13 protein-coding genes are annotated in these 19,430 nt (G+C 61.2%); 7 read left to right on the top strand and 6 right to left on the bottom strand.

The features are described from left to right. Nucleotides 1-290: 290 nt before the first annotated feature. The 6 genes from P3G59_RS19340 (at nt 291) to P3G59_RS19315 (ending at nt 11,372) form a co-directional block, all read left to right on the top strand. Entirely contained in the window at nt 291-2,018 is a 1,728-nt protein-coding gene (locus tag P3G59_RS19340; RefSeq protein WP_277758569.1) for a ShlB/FhaC/HecB family hemolysin secretion/activation protein, read from the top strand. Between the two features lie 111 nt (nt 2,019-2,129). Beyond that, a complete protein-coding gene (locus P3G59_RS19335; protein ID WP_277758568.1) occupies nt 2,130-6,596 on the top strand; it encodes a hemagglutinin repeat-containing protein in 4,467 nt (1,488 codons plus the stop codon). Between the two features lie 207 nt (nt 6,597-6,803). Then, nucleotides 6,804-7,181 carry a c-type cytochrome gene (locus P3G59_RS19330; RefSeq protein WP_277758566.1) on the top strand — a complete coding sequence of 126 codons (378 nt, stop codon included), beginning with the start codon at nt 6,804-6,806 and terminating at the stop codon, nt 7,179-7,181. Between the two features lie 103 nt (nt 7,182-7,284). After that, the gene (locus tag P3G59_RS19325) at nt 7,285-7,776 is read left to right on the top strand and encodes a sigma-70 family RNA polymerase sigma factor (RefSeq protein WP_277758565.1); all 492 of its coding nucleotides are present in this window, start codon (nt 7,285-7,287) and stop codon (nt 7,774-7,776) included. A gap of 87 nt (nt 7,777-7,863) precedes the next feature. Next, a complete protein-coding gene (locus P3G59_RS19320) occupies nt 7,864-8,847 on the top strand; it encodes a FecR family protein (protein WP_277758564.1) in 984 nt (327 codons plus the stop codon). A 98-nt stretch (nt 8,848-8,945) separates the two neighbouring features. Further along, complete coding sequence (locus P3G59_RS19315) at nt 8,946-11,372, top strand: TonB-dependent receptor (RefSeq protein ID WP_277758563.1); 2,427 nt, start codon at nt 8,946-8,948, stop codon at nt 11,370-11,372. 112 nt (nt 11,373-11,484) lie between these two features. Here the strand turns inward: P3G59_RS19315 and P3G59_RS19310 are convergent, their stop codons facing one another. After that, entirely contained in the window at nt 11,485-12,636 is a 1,152-nt protein-coding gene (locus P3G59_RS19310) for an MFS transporter (RefSeq protein WP_160058760.1), read from the bottom strand. Between the two features lie 261 nt (nt 12,637-12,897). Here P3G59_RS19310 and P3G59_RS19305 point away from each other — a divergent pair, with 261 nt between their 5' ends. Further along, nucleotides 12,898-13,878, top strand: coding sequence for a diaminopimelate epimerase (locus tag P3G59_RS19305; RefSeq protein ID WP_277758562.1), 981 nt, complete (start codon nt 12,898-12,900; stop codon nt 13,876-13,878). 56 nt (nt 13,879-13,934) lie between these two features. Here the strand turns inward: P3G59_RS19305 and codA are convergent, their stop codons facing one another. The 5 genes from codA to P3G59_RS19280 all read right to left on the bottom strand — a co-directional run bounded on the left by codA (nt 13,935) and on the right by P3G59_RS19280 (nt 19,253). Next, nucleotides 13,935-15,182 carry a cytosine deaminase gene (codA, locus tag P3G59_RS19300; RefSeq protein ID WP_277758561.1) on the bottom strand — a complete coding sequence of 416 codons (1,248 nt, stop codon included), beginning with the start codon at nt 15,180-15,182 and terminating at the stop codon, nt 13,935-13,937. A gap of 15 nt (nt 15,183-15,197) precedes the next feature. After that, nucleotides 15,198-16,469, bottom strand: coding sequence for a cytosine permease (gene codB / locus P3G59_RS19295; protein WP_277758560.1), 1,272 nt, complete (start codon nt 16,467-16,469; stop codon nt 15,198-15,200). 292 nt (nt 16,470-16,761) lie between these two features. Further along, nucleotides 16,762-17,574, bottom strand: coding sequence for an alpha/beta hydrolase (locus P3G59_RS19290; protein ID WP_277758559.1), 813 nt, complete (start codon nt 17,572-17,574; stop codon nt 16,762-16,764). 157 nt (nt 17,575-17,731) lie between these two features. Then, entirely contained in the window at nt 17,732-18,088 is a 357-nt protein-coding gene (queD, locus tag P3G59_RS19285; protein WP_003223505.1) for a 6-carboxytetrahydropterin synthase QueD, read from the bottom strand. 85 nt (nt 18,089-18,173) lie between these two features. Next, nucleotides 18,174-19,253 (bottom strand): patatin-like phospholipase family protein, encoded by a 1,080-nt coding sequence (locus tag P3G59_RS19280; protein WP_277758558.1) that lies wholly within the window; start codon nt 19,251-19,253, stop codon nt 18,174-18,176. Between the last annotated feature and the right edge of the window lie 177 nt (nt 19,254-19,430).

The raw sequence follows: 19,430 nt of genomic DNA, 5'->3' as shown, positions 1-19,430 counted from the left end.
TTGGAGCATGGCGGAACAGGCGTCTGCTAACAGCGGCAATAAGGCGATGCAATTGATTCGCGACGCCCCCGTTAGCGTGGGACTAACGCGTGGCGCCAGCTTTCAAGCCCTCGGGGAAACCCTGGTAGCGTGCAGCGCCGTGGCTTTTGCTGACAATAAAGCCAGGCAAAGCAATTGTTTAAGAAATGTAAGCGCTGTAGGAAGCGTCTTGCATTTGTGTGGGATGGCTCCGACTATCACGATCATTGATGACATGGCATTACGCCATTTGATGATCGCAAGGATGTTGCGTGCCGTATCCGTTTCGCGCTGTTTTTCGTCGTCGTTCCACGCGTTGCCCGCTGTTGTCGGCCTTTGTGTTGAGTGTGTGTGCCTCCTCGATTGAAGCCGCCGAATCTGTCGCGCCGGGCCAGGAAGTGCTGCGCCAGCAACAACAGCAGCAGCGCGATCTGCAACAACTGCAACTTGAGCAGAGAAAACGCCAATTGGAGCGCGGCGCGTTCGGGTCAGCGCCGCTCACCCCGGCCATCGCGCCAACTGTCACCCCCGATGAGCGCTGCTGGCCGTTGAGCGGGGCGCGCATCGGCGGCGTCACCCTGATCGACAGCGACAAACTCAACGCACGGATCAAACCGCTGCTGGCGCCGTGCATGGGCGTCGGCCAGATCAATCATCTGCTCGCGACCATCACCGCGAGCTACGTCGACAAGGGCTACATCGCCAGCCGTCCGTATCTGCTCAGCGCACCGGCAGCGGGGCAGTCGCTGGATATCCGCGTTGACGAAGGCTATATCGAATCCATCGAACTGGCCGATCAGAGCCTGCCGGCTTCATTGGGCGGTGCTTTTCCGGGAATGCTCGGCGAGCCGCTGAACCTGCGCGATCTGGAGCAAGGACTCGATCAACTGAATCGCCTGCGCTCGATCGATCTCACTGCCGACATCGCCCCCGGCAGCCAGCCCGGCGCCTCGCGGATCATCCTGCGTTCGCGCAGTGCCACGCCGTCACGCTGGGCCTTGAATACTGGCCTCGACAACCTCGGCAGTGCCAGCACCGGACGTGATCGCGACAGCGTCAGCCTCAGTCTCGACAGCCCGTTGCAACTCAACGACTTGTTGAGCCTCAGCGCCAGCGACACCCTCAATCAGGGCGACCGCTACAGCCGCAACGCCAGCCTGTATTACGCGATTCCCTACGGTTACTGGACCTACAGCGTGTTCGCCAGCCATGCCGAATATCGCGCGCCATTCAAACTGCCGAGCGTGACCTTCCACAGCACCGGCATCACCGATCAGGTCAGTCTGCGCGCCGACCGTGTGCTGTGGCGCGATCAGAGCCGTCAACTCAGCGCCAACCTGCAACTGGCGCACAAGGATGTCGACAGCTATCTGCAAGACGTTCGCCTCGGCATTCAAAGCCCGACCCTGACTGTGGCTGAGGCCGGGCTCAATCTGTTCTGGCTCGACCGCGCGGTGTGGAACCTCGACGTCAATTACGCCCAGGGTTTGCGCTGGTTTGGCGCCGACGACGATTCACAACAGCCGATCAACAACTTGCCCAAGGCGCAGTTTCGCAAATACCGCGCCGGCCTCAGCCAGTGGCGCAACGGTCAGCTCGGCGCGCAGGCGTGGCAGTGGCAGAGCCAACTCAATTTGCAGTACAGCCCGGACCCGCTGCCGGCCATCGAACAGTTGCTCGGCACCGACGATTCGGCGGTGCGCGGCTACCGGGTCAGCAGTGCCTCCGGCGCCAGCGGCGCGATCTGGCGCAACACCTTGCGCTTGCCGCTGCGCAGTGAATGGCCGGTGCAGATCACCCCGCGTGTGGGCCTCGACCACGGCTGGATCAAGGCCGATCACGGTGCTCAGGGGCAACGCCTGAGCGGTGCCAGCGTCGGCCTGAATCTGGGCTGGAAGAACCTGCAAGTGGACGTCGATTATCAACGGGCGCTCAACACCCCGAGCGGTCTGCAGCACGAACCGCCAACCTGGCTGATGCGCGTCGGGGTGCAGATATGACGCTAGCGCAACGAACAACGCAGTGAACCAACAGCCGTCGGATCTGAGCGCGTCAGCCACGGCCAAGACTAAACGCGCGACGTGATGCCGTACTCACATGGAGACGTTTTTATGCCAGCACACACCTTTGCATTTCATCTTTCGCCTCGGGGCAAATTGCGCTGGGCGATTGCCAGCCTGTTCTTCGCCGTGCACCTGCCGAGCGCGATCGCCGGCGGCGTCGTGGTTGCACCGGGCCCCGGCGGCACTGCGCAATTGCAGACCCAGGGCGGTGTGCCCATCGTCAATATCGTCGCGCCCAACGGTTCGGGCCTGTCGCACAACCAGTTCCTCGACTACAACGTCGACCGCCAGGGCCTGGTCCTGAACAACGCCTTGCAGGCCGGGCAATCGCAACTGGCCGGGCAACTGGCGGCCAACCCGCAACTGCAAGGCCAGGCCGCGAGCGTGATCCTCAACGAAGTGATCAGCCGCAATCCGTCCGCCATCAACGGTGCGCAGGAAATCTTCGGCCGGCCCGCCGATTATGTGCTGGCCAACCCTAACGGCATCTCGGTCAATGGCGGCAGCTTCATCAACACACCGAATGCCAATCTGCTGGTCGGTCGCCCGGAATTGAACGACGGCAAATTGCAAAGCCTGAATACCCGCGACGCCAATGGTCAGTTGCAGATTCAGAGCGGTGGCCTGCGCAATGGCGAAGGCTCGATCAACCTGATCGCGCCGCGTATCGACAGCCAGGGCGCGATCACTGCGCGCGAGCAGTTGAACCTTACGGTCGGGCGCAATCAGGTCGATTACGCCAGCGGCCAGGTGAAAACCGTCGAGCCGGCCGGCAATACCGGCGATCAACGCATCGACGCCAGCCTGTTCGGTGCGATGCAGGCCGGGCGCATCAATATTGTCAGCACCGCCGAAGGTGCAGGCGTGCGGGTGGGTGCGGTGCAAGTGGCCGGGCGCGACGGCGTGCAGATTCGCTCGGCCGGTGACCTCAGTGTCAGCGGTGAGGCCGTGGCCAACAGCCTCGACGTGACCCGCGCCGGTATCCGCAGCAGTCAGGGTGATGTCGCCTTGCACAGCGGCAAGGACCTGACCCTGGCCGCTACGGATGTCAGTGCTCGCGATGTCACGCTCGACGCCAAGCGCAACCTGACCCTGTCGACAGTCGAAAGCCGCAAGCTCCAGGAAAAGCGCGAAAACTGGAACAACAGCACCATCGGCATCACTTGGGAAACCTACGACCGTACCCAGACCGACAGTGAATCGCGTCAGCACGGCAGCCAGATTATCGCCAGCCGCGACGCCAAACTGGCGTCCGGCAAAGACACCGAACTGAAAGCCGCCAAGGTCGAAGCGGCGAACAATCTCGACGTGCAAAGCGGCGGTGATCTGCGCCTGACCGCCGCCACTGAAAGCCACACACAAACCGATCAAGGCAACCATCGCAAGCATCTGTGGAAAGCCGATTGGAACAGCAGCAGCGAAGAGCAGCGCAGCATCATCAGCGAGCTGAAGGCCGGCAACATTGCCCTGCAAACCGCCGCGTTGTTGCGCTCAGAAGGCGCCGAATTGAGCAGCGCCGGCGATGTGCAACTGGCCGGCAAGCAGGTGGAAATCACCACGGCCACGCGCACCAACCGCAGCAGCGACAATCGCTATTCGGGTGATTTGGTCGGCGGTGGTTTCTTCGGCAAGACCGGCGATGCCGACAAGGGCAAGACCCAGCATCAAGGCAGCAAAATCAACGCCAGCGGCAAACTGATCGTCAAGGCTGACGATGTGCGCATCAGCGGCAGCCAGGTGCGTGGCGGCACCGACGCCAGCGTGATCAGCGACAAAGGTTCGCTGGTGATCGATGGCGTGCAGGACACCTTGCACAGCAACAACCACGACAAGGACAGCAAGTTCTTCGGCATCACCAAGGACGAGTCGCGGCAGAACAGCAAAGACAGCAGCACCGTGCGTAGCGAGTTGGTGTCCGACAGCAACCTCAGGCTCAAGAGCGCCAAGGACATTGCAGTGGCTGGCTCGACGGTCAAGGCTGATGGTGCGCTGACCGCAGACGCGGCGGGCGATGTGAATGTGCATTCGGCGCAGAACACTCACGACGGTACCGATAGCACCCAAACGCGCGGCTTCGATGCTTACGCGAAAGAGCAGACGCCAGAGCAGTACCGAGCCGGGATTCACTACGAAGACAAACAGCAAACGGTCACTCGCAACGACGTCACCCAGCAGGGCTCCAGCCTCAGCGGCAGCAGCGTGCAGGTAAAGGCCGGCGGCGACGTCACGCTCAAAGGCGCGCAAGTGAAGTCCACCGCTGGCGACACGACGTTGAGCGGCAAAAACGTCTCGCTGCTGGCGGAAGAAGACAGCCACACAACCACCAGTGACAAGAGCAGCACCGGCGGTGGTTTCTACTACACCGGCGGCCTCGACCGTGCGGGCAGCGGCGTCGATTTCGCCCACAGCACGGCGCAGGATTCGACCAGCAAAACCACCGCGCAAACCAGCAGTGTGCAGAGTAGTGGCGGGCTGACAATCAATGCCGACAAACTGTCTACTGAAGGTGCGCAGCTCAAGGCGGGTGACGGTCTGAATGTTGCCGTCAACGAGATCGACAATCGCGCGGCCAGCAACACTGACAGCAGTACGCATAGCGAGAGTAACTGGTCGGCGGACATCGGCGCCAACGTTGAATACAAAGACATCGCCCGGCCAATCGCGGGTGCGGTGAAGAACGTGCTCAACGGCAAGGTGCCGGACAAGGATGCGCTGAGCAATCTGGGTCAACCGAACGTCGGAATCGACGTTGCGATCGGGCATGGCAGTGCCAGTAAAACCGAGCAGAGCAGCAACGCAGTGGTCAGCCGTTTCGACGGCAACAGCGTCAATGTGAACACCACCGGCACCCTGCATGACCAAGGCACCCAGTACAACGCCGGCGCCGGCAAAGTGAACATCAGCGCCGACAAACTGGTCGCCGATGCGGCGAGCAACACTCACAGCAGCAACGATAACGCGGTGGATGCCAAGGTCGATGTGCGCGTCTATACCAAAACCGGTGAAGACGTGAATGTCGCCGGCAGCGGCGCGGGTGGCAGCAGCCAGTCCAGCAAAAACAGCTCCACGGCCGTGGTCGGCGGTTACGCCGGTAGCCAGGGTGTGAACATCAAAACCGCAGGTGACGCGCAGTTCGAAGGCAGCCGTTTCGATGGCGGGCAGGGTGGTGTGAGCATCAAGACCGGCGGCGATCTGGCGCTGAATCAGGCCACTGACCGCCAGCACAACAATGAGTCCAGCCTGCGCGGCAATGCCTCGCTCACGGTCGGCACCTTGCCGGGCACCGATGGCACCAACGTTGATCTCGGCGCCGGTTTCCAGCTCGGTCACACCGGCAAGCAGAGCACTGACACGCAGGCCCACGTCGCGAGCATCAGCGGTAACGGCGTGCAACTGAGCAGCGGCGGCAATCAGACCCAGCAAGGCACGAAAATCGACAGCGCTGGCGCCATCGATTTGCACGCTGACGGCAAGCTCGAGCTGCAAGCGGCCACCGACACCCACACCGCCACCGGCAGCAACCTCGGCGGCGGCTTGAAGGGCGGCGGCAGCAAAACCAGCAGCGAGAAGAGCCGCGATCAGGGCGGTAATCTGAGCGGCAATTTCAACATCGGTCGGGTCAACGAGGATTCTAAAACCCTTGCCGGTGGCCAGCTCAGCAGCCAGAACGGCGTCGCCTTGAGCGGTGACTCGATTCACTTGCAAGGTACTCAGGTCAGCGCACCGAGCGTCAGCATCGATGCGCAAAAGGGCGGTTACGTGCAGGCGTCGGCGCAGTCCACCGACAACCGCAATAACTGGAATGTCGCCCTGAATGCCGGCGGCAACCTGAGCAGCAAAACCCCGACCGCCGCTGATGAGAAGGCCAGCAGCGACCACGGCTTCAATGCCGGGGCCAAGGTTGGCGTGGATTACCTGCAAGGCAGCACCCAGCAGAACAGCCAGATCAAGGCTGACAGCGTGGTGTTGAACAGCGGTGCAGATGCGCAGCTGGCGGGGGCGCGGATCGACGCTAAAGATGTCAGCGGCAAGGTCGCGGGTGATCTGACCGTCGAAAGCCGTCGGGACTCGAGCAACCACGCCAAGGTCGATGTCGATCTGGGCCTGACTGCGAAGAAAAACCCACCGAGCGACAAAGACAAGCTCGCCGGCACTGACTACAAGCCGACACTGAAAGCGCAGGGTGAGTACGCGCACAAGGACAGCGTTGCGCAGGCGTCCGGGATCAGTGCCAGCCAAGGTGTAAACCTTGCTGTTGGCGGTACTACTCAACTGACTGGCGCGCAGATTTCAGCGACGGGAGGGAAGGTCGATCTGGGTGGTTCGAAGGTCATCAGTACTGATCTGAGTAATCGCGATTATGGTGTGAAGGCCGGGTTGGACTTGCCCCATAAAGCCGAGGAAAACGCACCGAAGGTTTCCCTGGAAAACGGCAACCTGAAAGTCGGCCCGGTCACCATGAGCGGCCATCTGGACACCCAGACCCTGCAAGCAGGCATCGACGAAAAAGGCTGATTCACTGGCCAGTGGTGGATGCACTTGAACCTGCATTCACAACACAACCCTGTGGGAGCGAGCTTGCTCGCGAAAGCGTCCGTTCAGTCAGTACAGTAAGTGACTGATGTACCGCATTCGCGAGCAAGCTCGCTCCCACTTTGTTTTGCGCCAGGCGTTAAATCTCGCGCATCATGCGCGACCTTAAAGACGCCAGGGAGGCAAGCAATGAAAACAGCATCTGCCGTTTTACTCGGGACTTTGCTGATCACTCAAACATCAGCGTCCTTCGCGGATAACAGCAATGGCAAAAATCTCTATGTGCAGCGCTGCGCCGTGTGCCATGGAGCCGATATAAAAGGCACAGGGCCACTGGCACATAAAAGCAATCCGCCCACACCTGACCTGACAACGTCCGCGTTCAAAAAACGATTGAATGAGTATCCGGGTGTGATTGTGTCCTCGATCATCCTTCGCCCGAACGGCAACCTGATTCCGAAAACGTTGCAGGAAAACGGGGTAAAGATACCGCCGCATGCCTGGAGCATTAAGGATCTGCGCGACTTGCATGACTACATGAGCGGCGTGATTGCGGTAAAACGCTGATCGCGAGTTACGACCCGGACAGTCGGTCGAGGAATCCATTGCTTCGGCTTAATGGTAACCATTACTATTCACGCCCCTTTCCTCAGCACGCCGCCCAACCCCTATGCGTCCCCGCAGACCCGGCTTTTTCGAGCATTACGAAGAGTTGATCGGCACCTGGACTCGCCGCCTGCGCAATCGCGCGCAGGCCGAGGATCTGGCGCACGACACCTTTGTGCGGGTGCTTGAGTCCGATTCGGCGGCGGTGCAGCAGCCACGGGCGTATTTGCACCAGACCGCGCGCAATATAGCGGTCGACGGTTATCGCCGTGAGGATCGGCGCGGCGCCATGGAGTCGCAGGCCATTGATCACAGTGAGTCGTCATCCGGCGACCCGGAGCATTACATGCATGCGATCCAGTTGGCCGACTCCATTGAACGGGCGCTCGGTGAGCTGCCGGTCAATTGCCGGAAGATTTTTGTCTGGCAGAAGATCGAAGGCCTGACCCAGGCGGAAATCGCCGAACGCCTGGGGCTGTCCAAGAACATGGTCGAAAAGTATATGATCCGCACCCTGCGGCATCTACGTGATCGACTGGACGGGTTGCAATCGTGACTGTGCGTCATGGCAAAAAAACGCAGCCTTCGCCAGCGCCTACAGGGGGCTGTGTGTCTTTATATTCCCGGCCAAACAGGACATTCCATGATGGATACCCGTGATTGCGCGTGCGGGCAAACAACGGTGCGCGATGATGCGGCTCGCTGGTTTGTGCGTTTGCAGGAGCCGGCCATTGATGCCGACGAGCAGCAGCGCTTTGACGCCTGGCTGAACGAACATCCGCAGCACCGTGACGAATTCCAGTTGCTGCAGGGCTTGTGGTCGGCGGCAGATTTGCTCCCGGCGCCACGCCTCAAAGCCCTTGTGCAAACTGCGCCGAGCCGCCGCGAACGCCGTCCATTGTTGCGTTATGCCGTGGCCGCCAGTGTGGTGGCGGTGGCGCTCGGGCTGGGTTTGTTCAGTGGTTTGAATCATCCGGGCGGGTACAGCGCCGAATTCGCCACGGCGCTGGGCGAGCGCAAACATGTGGCGCTGCCGGACGGTTCGGTGATCGATCTGAACAGCCGCAGCCGCTTGCAAGTGCGCTATGAAAAGGATCGTCGGCTGATCGAGTTGAGCGAAGGCGAAGCGATGTTCAGCGTTGCGCACGACACTTCCCGACCATTCGTGGTCGAGGCGGGCAGCGGCAAGATCACCGTCACCGGTACGCGTTTCGACGTGCGTCGCGATATCGCGCAAACCCGCGTGGCGGTGGAGCAGGGCACGGTGCAAGTGCAGGGGCGCGATGCGCCGGATCACCCATTCATCAACCTGACCGCCGGTCTCGGCACCTATGTCGATGCGCAAGGCAAAGTCGCCGCCGCCTATGCCGTCAACCCGGCGGAACTGACAGCGTGGCGCGGCGGCAAACTGGTGTTCAACAACGCCAGCCTCAGCGAAGTCGCGGCCGAAGTGTCGCGTTATCGCGAGAAACCGTTGACCGTGGTCAACCCGGCCGTGGCCAGTCTGCGCCTGACCAGCGTGTTCAAATCGGACAACACCGACGCGTTGCTCAAAGCCTTGCCGAGCATCCTGCCGGTGGCCGTTCGCACCCTTGCCGATGGTAGTCAGGAAATAATCGCAAAATAAAATTCAGGTTTTTTTCGAGTTCATCGTCTTCCTGTTCAACTGCAACTGGTTTGCATTAACAGCCGCACACTCTTGCGATCCACAGGACTACGTACGACGTGAAAAACACCACTGCCCACAACAAAAAATCCCCTTGGCTGCCGCTGGCCCTCGCGCTGGCGGTTAACGCTGCCATGCCGCTGGCCTTCGCGGGCGAAGCGATTCATATCCGCGCGCAGCCATTGGGTCAGGCCCTCAGCGAACTGGGTCAGCAGACATCGCTGCAAGTGTTTTTCAGCCCGGACCTGGTCGCCGGCAAACAGGCGCCGGCAGTCGACGGTGATATCTCGCCGGAGCAGGCTCTGCGCCAATTGCTGCAGGGCAGCGGTCTGGATTATCAGATCAACGAAGGTTCGGTAACGCTGTCGCCGGCCGCGGCTTCCGCCGCCGGCAATGGCCCGCTGGAATTGGGCGTGACTGACATCAAGGTCGTCGGCGACTGGCTCGGTGATGCCAACGCCTCCGTTGTGCAGAACCACCCGGGCGCGCGCACGGTGATCCGCCGCGAAGCGATGGTCGAGCAGGGCGCGATGAACGTCAGCGATGTGCTCAAGCGTGTACCGGGCGTGCAGGTGCAGGACTCCAACGGCACCGGCGGCAGCGATATTTCCCTCAACGTCGGCGTGCGCGGTCTGACCTCGCGTCTGTCGCCGCGCTCCACCGTGTTGATCGACGGCGTACCGGCGGCGTTCGCCCCGTACGGCCAGCCGCAACTGTCGATGGCGCCGATTTCCTCGGGCAATCTCGACAGCATCGACGTGGTGCGCGGCGCCGGTTCGGTGCGTTATGGGCCGCAGAACGTCGGCGGCGTGATCAACTTCGTCACCCGGGCGATCCCGGAAAAAGCCACTGGCGAAATCGGCACCACGCTGGAAACCACTCAGTACGGTGGCTGGAAACACATCGATACGGCATTCCTCGGTGGCACCGCCGACAACGGCATGGGCGTGGCGTTGCTGTATTCCGGCGTCAACGGTAACGGCTACCGCGAGCGCAACAACGGCAACGACATCGACGATGTGCTGCTCAAGACGCACTGGGCGCCGACCGATCAGGACGATTTCAGCCTCAACTTCCACTACTACGACGCCACGGCCGATATGCCCGGCGGTCTGACGCAGCAACAATACGATGACAAGCCGTACGACTCGGTGCGTGACTACGACCAATTCACCGGTCGGCGCAAAGACGTGTCGTTCAAGTGGATCCGCCAGATCGACGACCGCACCCAGGCGGAAATCCTCACCTACTACACCGACAGTTTCCGTGGCAGCACCATCGCCGCCCGCGACCAGAAAACCCTCAGCTCCTACCCGCGTTCCTACTACACCCTGGGTATCGAGCCACGGGTGTCGCGGGTCTTTGATGTCGGCCCGACCACGCAGGAAGTCAGCGTCGGTTATCGCTACCTGAAAGAGGCGATGCACGAATCGTCGAGCCGAGTGGCGCTGGTCAACAACCAGCCGGTGCTCACGCCGACGTCTGATGGCCATATTTTCCAGGATCGCACGGGCGGCACCGAGGCCAACTCGGTCTACATCGACAACAAAATCGACGTCGGCAACTGGACCGTCACCCCGGGCATCCGCTTCGAACACATCAGCACCGACTGGCATGACCGCGCGGTGCTCGATACGGCCGGCAAACCGGTACAGGCGAAAAACCGCAGCATCGAAAGCAATGAACCGCTGCCGGCGCTGAGTGTGATGTATCACCTGTCGGACGCGTGGAAACTGTTCGCCAACTACGAAACCTCGTTCGGCAGCCTGCAGTATTTCCAACTGGGGCAGGGCGGCTCGGGTGATCAGACCGCCAACGGTCTGGAGCCGGAAAAGGCCAAGACCTACGAGATCGGCACGCGCTACAACGATGATGTGTGGGGCGGTGAAGTGACGCTGTTCTACATCGACTTCGACGACGAGCTGCAATACATCAGCAATGATGTGGGCTGGACCAACCTCGGCGCGACCAAGCACCAGGGCATCGAAGCCTCGGTGCACTACGACATGGCGGCGCTGGATCCGCGTCTCGATGGCTTGACCGCCAATGCCGGCTTCACCTACACCCGCGCCACCTACGAAGGTGAGATTCCGGGCTTCAAGGGCCGTGATCTGCCGTTCTATTCGCGTCAGGTGGCGACCGTCGGTTTGCGTTATGACATCAACCGCTGGACCTACAACATCGACGGTTTCGCCCAGTCCAAACAGCGCTCGCCGGGTACCGGGGTAAATGCCGACGGCAGTTTCAACGGCAACTACATCACCGAAGGCACGGCAGACGGGCAGTATGGCGACATTCCGGGATACGTGACCTGGAACGTGCGTGGTGGGTATGACTTTGGGCCGCAGGTGTCGAACCTCAAGCTCGGCGTCGGGGTGAAAAACATCTTCGACAAGCAGTACTTCACCCGCTCCAGCGACAACAATTCGGGGATGTATGTCGGCGCGCCGAGGACGTTCTTTGTGCAGGCCAGCGTCGGCTTTTAACTGATCGTTCCCACGCTCTGCGTGGGAATGCCTCAATGGACGCTCTGCGTCCGCCTCGCGAAGGACGCGGAGCGTCCCTGGATGCGTTCCCACGCAGAGCGTGGGAACGATCTCATACCTTCAGGACTTTACCGCCGATGGCTACTGCGACCAGCAGCACCGCCATCAAGCCAAACGCGAAACTCAAACTGCTGGCATGGGCGACAAAGCCGATGACCGCCGGCCCAGCCAGAATCCCTGCATAACCGAGCGTGGTAATCGCCGGCACGGCGATGCTCTCCGGCATCACCGTCTGCTTGCCCACCGCCGTGTACAGCACCGGCACAATGTTCGAGCAGCCAGCGCCGACCAGCGCGTAACCGACCAGCGCCGCTTCCCAGCTCGGCGCGAATGTCGCCAGAAACAGGCCTGCCGCTGCCAACAGACCACCAAACAAAATGATCCGCGTGGCACCGACAATCCGCACAATCCGGTCACCCATCAAACGTCCGGCCGTCATGGTCAATGCAAACGCCGCATAACCCAACCCCGCGTACGCCGTGTCGATCCCGCGTTCCTGCGCCAGAAACACCGCACTCCAGTCCAGCGCCGCACCTTCAGTCAGGAACACGATGAAGCACATCCCGCCGATAAACAGCACGATGCCGTGCGGGATGGCGAATGCCGGGCCGGAACTTTCACTGCCGTAAGGCAACATGTGCGGTACGCACTTGAACAACGCCGCGATCAGCACCACGACCACCACCAGCATCGCCGCGAGCGGCGTCAAACCCAGACCGAGCAAGGCACTGACACCCGCTGCGCCGACAATCCCGCCCAGACTGAACAAGCCGTGGAAACCCGACATCATGTTCTTGCCGCTGGCGCGCTCGACGATCACCGCTTGCAGGTTCACCGTCGAATCCACCGTACCGAGGCCTGCGCCGAACATGAACAGGGTAGCGATCAGCGCCGGTATCGACGACACCGTGGCCAGTAACGGCAAGGCCGCGCAGATCAACAAGGTGCCGCCGGTGGCGACGCGCCGACAGCCGAAGCGTGTGGCCAGAATCCCCGCCAGTGGCATCGCCAGAATCGAACCGACGCCGAGGCACAACAGCAACAATCCCAATGTGCCCTCATCCAGTCCGGCGCGGGCCTTGGCGTAAGGCACCAAGGGCGCCCACGCGGCAATGCCGAGCCCGGCGATGAAAAAGGCGATGCGCGTGGACATCTGTTGCAGGCGTCCGGGGACGAAGGTGTCTTGAGGGTTGAGGCTGGTCATATCGATCCTTGGCAAAAAAACTTCGCGTCCCCGAAGGACAGTGATAGGGCGACGAGGTTCGATCGCGGGTGTTCGGGAACGTGCAGACGACATCCTAACCTGTGTTGAACACCCAGACCTGTAGGAGCTGCGGCACGCTGCGATCTTTTGATCTTCTATTTGAAGATCCAGATCAAAAGATCGCAGCCTCGTTCCACTCGGCAGCTCCTACAGAGGATCGTGGTTTAAAGTGAGTGCATCGACATGGCCAGGGGGCGAGTGATGACGCAGTTCTACGATGCACGGGGCAATATCTACGGGGTAATTGCGCCACAGGCATTGCGCGAGGCGGGCATTGCCTTGCCCGCCAGCGCCACTGAATGCGCGGCTTCGCGTCAGTCGTGGAGCAGGGCTGCGATCAAACTCTGCTGTGACTGGCCCGAAGACCAGCGCCCTGCGAACAGCAAATCCCACCGCAGCGACGGCCTGCTGATCGGCCCATTCCAGACATCGGCGCCGTTCGACGTATTGATCGTCAACACCGACGGCACCCTCGCCGAGCGCAGTGGCAACGGCCTGACAATTTTTTCTCAGGCGCTGACCGAGCAAGGTTTACTGCCGGAGGAGGGCGCGTTGCTGTGCGTGCATCACGACAAGGGTGACGCGCTGGAAACTTCGGTGAAACCGGCTGGAGTCGACGGCGTTCAAGGCTTTTGGCTCGATCTCGGCCAACCCGGTTTCGGGCCGCGCGCGGTGGGTGCGCAGAACGTCGAAAACCTCGACTTCAATAAACGAGAGTTGAGTCTGGTAAAGCCACTGGCGATACTCGATCCGGCCTGGTCACACAGCCAGTTTGTGCGTATCGGCAATCCGCATTGTGTGACGCTGCTGGATGACAGGACGGCATTGCCGAGCAATCAACAGATGCGTGAATCACCGCTGAACGAAGGGTTGACCGACATCGCCTACGCCATGCCCACCGGTGCCGGAGATCCATGCCCGGCAGGCGTCAATCTGCAATGGGCGGTGCTGGAGTCGGCACAGAAAATCCTCGCCCGAGTGTTCGAGCGCGGCGAGGGGCCGACGGCGTCCTCCGGCACCAGTGCCAGTGCGGTGGCCTGCGCGGCCTGGCGGGTGGGTTGGGTGGTGGCTGGTGAAGTGCAGGTGGTCATGCCCGGCGGCACGGCGCCGATTTTGCTCGAAGCTGCAGGTGGCGAGTTGGTGCGGGTCAGGTTGTTTGGTGCGGCGCGGTTGATGGGTTGAATTCGTCGGCCTCATCGCAGGCTTGCCAGCGATGAGGCCATCAGCCCAACAGAATTTCAGCTCAGCTCACCACTGAACTCCACCACCGGCATCTGCCGCTTCATCAACACTTTGCCGCCGCGAATCGAATACAACGGCAAGCCCTGGCTGCGAATCACCTCGTAATCGCTATCCGCCGACAGAATCAGCAGATTCGCCGGACGCCCCTGTTCCAGCCCATATCGCTCACCCAGGTGCATGGCTTTGGCGCTGTTGTCGGTCACCAGGTCCAGCGCACTTTGCAGGTTGCGGTAACCGAGCATGTGGCAGATGTGCAGGCCGGCTTCGAGCACCCGCAGGATGTTGCCGTTGCCCAGCGGATACCAAGGGTCGACGATCGAGTCCTGACCGAAACACACGTTCATTCCGGCTTCGAGCAGTTCATTCACACGGGTCACGCCACGGCGTTTCGGGAAGTTGTCGAAGCGCCCTTGCAGGTGAATGCTTTCGGTCGGGCAGGAGACAAAACTGATCCCGGAGTGACCGAGCAAACGAAACAGTTTCGCGCAATAAGCGTTGTCGTAAGAACCCATCGCCGTGGTGTGGCTGGCGGTGACGAGGGCGCCCATGTCGCGGCTGCGTGCTTCTTCGGCGAGTACTTCAAGAAAGCGTGAGTGCGGGTCGTCGGTTTCGTCGCAATGCACGTCGACCAGGCAGCCGGTGCGCTCGGCCAGATCCATCAGGAACTTCACCGAACTGACGCCCTGATCGCGGGTGTACTCAAAGTGCGGAATGCCGCCGACCACGTCAGCGCCCATGCGGATTGCTTCTTCCATCAACTCGCGACCATTGCGGAACGATTCGATGCCTTCCTGCGGGAACGCGACGATTTGCAGGTCGATGAGGTGGCGGCTGTCCTCGCGCACTTCGAGCATGGCTTTGAGCGCGGTCAGTTGCGGGTCGGTGACGTCGACGTGGGTGCGCACGTGTTGAATACCGTGCGCGGCCAGCGCCTGAATGGTTTTTTTGGCGCGGGTCCTGGTGTCTTCTTCAGTGATGGTGACCTTGCGTTCGCCCCAGCATTCGATGCCTTCGAACAATGTGCCGCTCATGTTCCAGCGCGGCTCGCCAGCGGTCAGCGTGGCGTCGAGGTGAATGTGCGGTTCGACGAAGGGCGGCACCACCAGATTGCCGCCGGCGTCGAGGTCATCCGGGCCGAGAGTGGGTGCTTCGGTCTGTCGGGCGATGCTGCGGATCAGACCGTCTTCAAGGTGCAATTCGTGCAAACCTTCCTGGTTGCGCAAACGGGCGTTGATGATATGCATCAGGCGAATCCTTTTTTATAAGTCTTGTAGTGGCGCGGTCGCGCTGCGAGCGCCGAGCACGCCGGTGACGATGACATACGTTAGCGCGGCAGCGGCGATCCCTACCAGCGGCGCGACCCATGGCGAGCTGAACGCGGCGATAGTACCGACCGCATAGGCGCCGAGGCCCGGCCAGTTGAACGCCGGCAACCGTGCGTCGGCCAGACGCGGATAGTGCCCGCGCCAGCGGTAAAAAAAGTCCGCCATGATCACTCCGCCAATCGGCGGGATCACCGTGCCGAGCAGAATCAGGTACGGCACCAGCATGTCGTACATACCGAGCAAGGCGAGCAGGGTGCCGATCACTGCGCCGGCGAGGGTCACGGTTTTGCGTCGGCCGGTGCGCAGCAGGTTGCAACCGGCAACTGCGAAGTTGTAGATGGTGTTGTCCTGGGTGCTCCAGATGTTCAGCAACAGCATGGCCATGGCGGCCATGGCGAATCCTTGCAACAGCAGCACTTCCACCACGTCGGGTTGTTGGTAGACGATGGCGCCGTACGCGCCGATCAATACCATCAGGCCATTGCCGATGAAGAAGCCGATCAGGCTGGCCAGTACGGCAACGCGCGCCGAGCGCGAGAAGCGCGTCCAGTTGGTCGCCTGCGTTGCGCCACTGACGAAGGTACCGAATACCAGGGTGATCGCCGTCGACCAGTCCAGCGAACCGCTTGGCACAACGCTGAGCAATCCCTCGAAACCACCGACTTTCACCGTCGCAACCCACATCGACAGCATCAGCAGCAACATCATCGCCGGCACGGCGATGTACGACAGAATTTCCAGTCCGCGATAACCGACATAGGCCGTGGCGCAGAACACCAGTCCGAACAGCACCATCAGCCCGAGCACCGTGCCTTCGTCGAGAGCGAAGTATTTGCCGAGCACCACCGCCGCCGTCGCGGTGCCCCAGGCGTACCAGCCGATCTGGGTGAAACCGAGGATCAGGTCGCTGAGCTTGCTGCCGACTTCGCCGAAACAGAAGCGGCCCATCAGCACTGAGTTGAGGCCGCTTTTGAAGGCGATGTAACCCAGGCCCGCCGCATACAGACCCAGCAGCAGATTGCCGACGATGATCACCGCCATCATTTCGCCAAAACTGAACGCCACGCCGAGCTTGCCGCCGGCAAACATGGTTGCGGTGAAAAACGTGAAACCGAGCAGCACCATCGCCGTCGAGGCCAGGCCTTTGCGCGCATGCATGGGGACTTCGCTGAGGGGGTAATCGTTGCCGGGATCGTTCTGCGTCATGGGGCGGTCCTTGCTGGAATAGAGGAGACGCGGGGGAGGGTTGCAGTGGTCGTGCCAAATGCCGATTGGCGCGGGTTATGTATAGACGAGTCTTGTAGATTGGCGCGAAAGCGGTGCAACCGAATGCACTCAGGCCCAATGTGGGAGCGAGCCTGCTCGCGAATACGTTCTGTGTAGATCGTTCCCACGCTCTGCGTGGGAATGCAGCCCGGGACGCTCCGCGTCCCACTCCAAAGCCGAACGCGGAGCGTCCGTTGAGGCATTCCCACGCAGAGCGTGGGAACGATCAAGGTCAGAGGAAGCGCAGCAGGGCGGCGACGATGGCTTCCGGGGCGTCTTCTTGAACAAGGTGGCCGGCGTTGGCGATGGCGTGGAAATGCGATCCCGGAATCAGCTGATGTAAGGCACGACCCCGTTCGATGGGGATCCACTGATCCTCCTCGCCCCAGAGAATCTGCACCGGGCAGCGTATCGCCGGGTACAAATTTTCGGCTTCACGGGTATAGCGCTCGTCCATCTGCGCAATCTGCCGATAGAACGCCGCTTGCCCGGGGTCGCCGAGCCACGGTTGCACGTAGGGCGCCAGTTCCGCATCGGGGATATCGCGGTGAATCGCGCCGCGAATGTAGGTCGGCACAATCGTCCGCTGGATGTAATCGGGCAAGCCGCTGAACGCCGCTTCATGCTGGCGCACGTGCTGCACGAACGGTGAGCCCCACGGCGTCAGTGCAACGGGGTCGATCAGCGTCAGGCTTCGGTAATCCTTAGCGTTGAGCAGATGCGCGCGCAGTACGGTGGCGCCGCCGAAGTCGTGGGCTACCACGTCCGGGCGTTGTAGATTCCAGTGATCGAGTAGCTGCGCGAACAGTTGGTTTTGCACGCCGAGAGACACGTCGGCGTCAGGTTGCTCGGAGCGCCCGTAGCCCAGCAGGTCGAAATAATGCACGCGGTGTGTGGCAAAAAAGTGCGGTGCGATCCGGTGCCACACGTATGACGAAAACGGCGTGCCATGCACGAACACCAGCGGCGGACCGTCGCCGTGTACGGCATAACGCACCTGTCGGCCATTGAAGTCAAAGACTTGGTCCAGCAGCCAGTCCGTCATGGGCTTGTCCTCTTGGCGGGTGGGAGCCAAAAAGCATAGGCGTAAAAAAACAGCCGTGAAGGCTGTTTACTACATCCCTGACAAAACACGATTTCCCTGTAGGAGCTGCCGAAGGCCCGAGCCTTCGGCAGCTCCTACAAGGGAGATCTACGTTGCATTACTCGCCGCGATAGATGCAACCGCTGGTGCACGTCTCGTGAATACGGATCGCGCTTAGTTCCGGCAGCAATGGCTTCATTTCATTCCAGATGAATTTGGCCAGTACTTCGCTGGTCGGGTTTTCCAGACCGGGAATGTCGTTCAGGTAATTGTGATCCAGACGCTCGTACAGCGGCTTGAAGATCGCCTTGATTTCGGAGAAATCACGGATCCAGCCGGTGTGCGGATCGAGGTCGCCGCTGAGATGAATCGCCACTTTGAACGAGTGACCGTGCAGACGCCCGCACTTGTGGCCGTCCGGGACGTGCGGCAGGCGGTGGGCGGATTCGAAAGTAAATTCCTTGAAGATTTCCACAGTATTTTCGGCTCTGTTCAGATGGCGTTCGCCGCAGCGATTCGGGCAGGCGGCGAGTTTACCAGCTTGTGTTTGGCCGTGCTGACTAAAGGGTCAGCAAGCGCTCGGCGAGGCGACCATTGGCAGTCAATTCAAGGAACTCATCGCCCAGGCGGCGGCTTTCGTCCATCGCCGCGTGCCAGTATTTCTGCCGGCTCGGCGCATCACCCATGAAGCGTTTGAAGTCATTGCGGTCGGGCAGTTTGCCGTAGGGCAGGCGCGCCAGATATTCCTTCGACGGCGCGAGCAACAGTACGTCCTGCAAGCGCTCCACCGAGGCCTTGCGCCACGGCAAGGTCTTGTCGAACCAGCCCGGAATCACCCGATCAGTGAAATGCGGATAGAGCACGATACCGTCACCGCTGTAGGGCAGGTCGAGGTGATAGTCGAGCAGACCACCGTCGCGGAACGTGCCGGCACCGGCGCCCGGCAGGTCGCGCACGCCTTCCATGACCATCGGGATCGAGCCCGAGGCGAGCAGGGCCTGGCGCAGGTTGCCGACATTCAGGGCGACGAAGCGCGACGGGAAATCGTTCAGGGCATTGACCGGCGGCGCGAGGCGCGGGTCGTGGATGATCAGGCGTTCGAAGTGCCGCGACAGCCGCGCGCGGCCGCGCAAGTTGTCGGCGATGACCGAGCCCAGTGCCAGACCCAGTCGCCCGCGATGGTCATCGGCCAGACGCCCCTGACTTTTCACCACCATGATGTTCAAGCGGTAATGGACGTTGTCGAGGATGCTCGCGTCGCGGCCGTCGAGCAGGTCGTTGAGCATGCGCTGCGAGCTCTGACTGATCTCGGCCATGGTCACGCCTTTGTTGAAGTTCTGCTCGGCGTACAGATGACCGAGGCGCCGGATGCCTTCGGCGGCGTCGGGCAGGCAGGCACTGGCGAAGCGCCAGGAACCGACCGAGGCGCCGATCAGCGAACGCTCGCGCGGCGCACTCGGCAGCCATTCACCGAACAGCGCCAGATCCAGTCCCTGAATGCCCAACGCCTTCGGTCCACCGGCGGCGCCTGGCAGGGTGCCGACGTCGGCGGCGTTCAGGCCCTGGGCACGAATGCGCGCCATGGCCCGTGGGCCGGCCTTGAGGGTGAGGGCGGGGAATTTGATGTGGATGGCGGTCATACCGGTCTCGATCGTTAGCAAGCGAAGGATTATAGGCACATGTTGCAAAATCCTGTAGGAGCTGCCGGAGGCTGCGATCTTTTAATTTTGTTTTTAAAAGACAAGATCAAAAGATCGCAGCCTTCGGCAGCTCCTACAGGGGATGTGTGTTGACTGAGAGCAATGATGGCCATTCAG

It is taken from the genome of Pseudomonas sp. A34-9, from assembly GCF_029543085.1.
Taxonomy (GTDB): Bacteria; Pseudomonadota; Gammaproteobacteria; order Pseudomonadales; family Pseudomonadaceae; genus Aquipseudomonas.
Note: the sequence above shows the minus strand (reverse complement) of the source record. Positions and strands in the feature narration are given on the sequence as shown.

Bases quoted from the DNA above. Each gene is read 5' to 3' on its own strand.
- P3G59_RS19310 (WP_160058760.1), bottom strand. From the start codon at position 12,636: ATGACCAGCCTCAACCCTCAAGACACCTTCGTCCCCGGACGCCTGCAA.
- codB (WP_277758560.1), bottom strand. From the start codon at position 16,469: ATGACGCAGAACGATCCCGGCAACGATTACCCCCTCAGCGAAGTCCCC.
- P3G59_RS19280 (WP_277758558.1), bottom strand. From the start codon at position 19,253: ATGACCGCCATCCACATCAAATTCCCCGCCCTCACCCTCAAGGCCGGC.
- P3G59_RS19305 (WP_277758562.1), top strand. From the start codon at position 12,898: ATGACGCAGTTCTACGATGCACGGGGCAATATCTACGGGGTAATTGCG.
- P3G59_RS19335 (WP_277758568.1), top strand. From the start codon at position 2,130: ATGCCAGCACACACCTTTGCATTTCATCTTTCGCCTCGGGGCAAATTG.
- P3G59_RS19330 (WP_277758566.1), top strand. From the start codon at position 6,804: ATGAAAACAGCATCTGCCGTTTTACTCGGGACTTTGCTGATCACTCAA.
- codA (WP_277758561.1), bottom strand. From the start codon at position 15,182: ATGCATATCATCAACGCCCGTTTGCGCAACCAGGAAGGTTTGCACGAA.
- P3G59_RS19290 (WP_277758559.1), bottom strand. From the start codon at position 17,574: ATGACGGACTGGCTGCTGGACCAAGTCTTTGACTTCAATGGCCGACAG.
- P3G59_RS19320 (WP_277758564.1), top strand. From the start codon at position 7,864: ATGATGGATACCCGTGATTGCGCGTGCGGGCAAACAACGGTGCGCGAT.
- P3G59_RS19325 (WP_277758565.1), top strand. From the start codon at position 7,285: ATGCGTCCCCGCAGACCCGGCTTTTTCGAGCATTACGAAGAGTTGATC.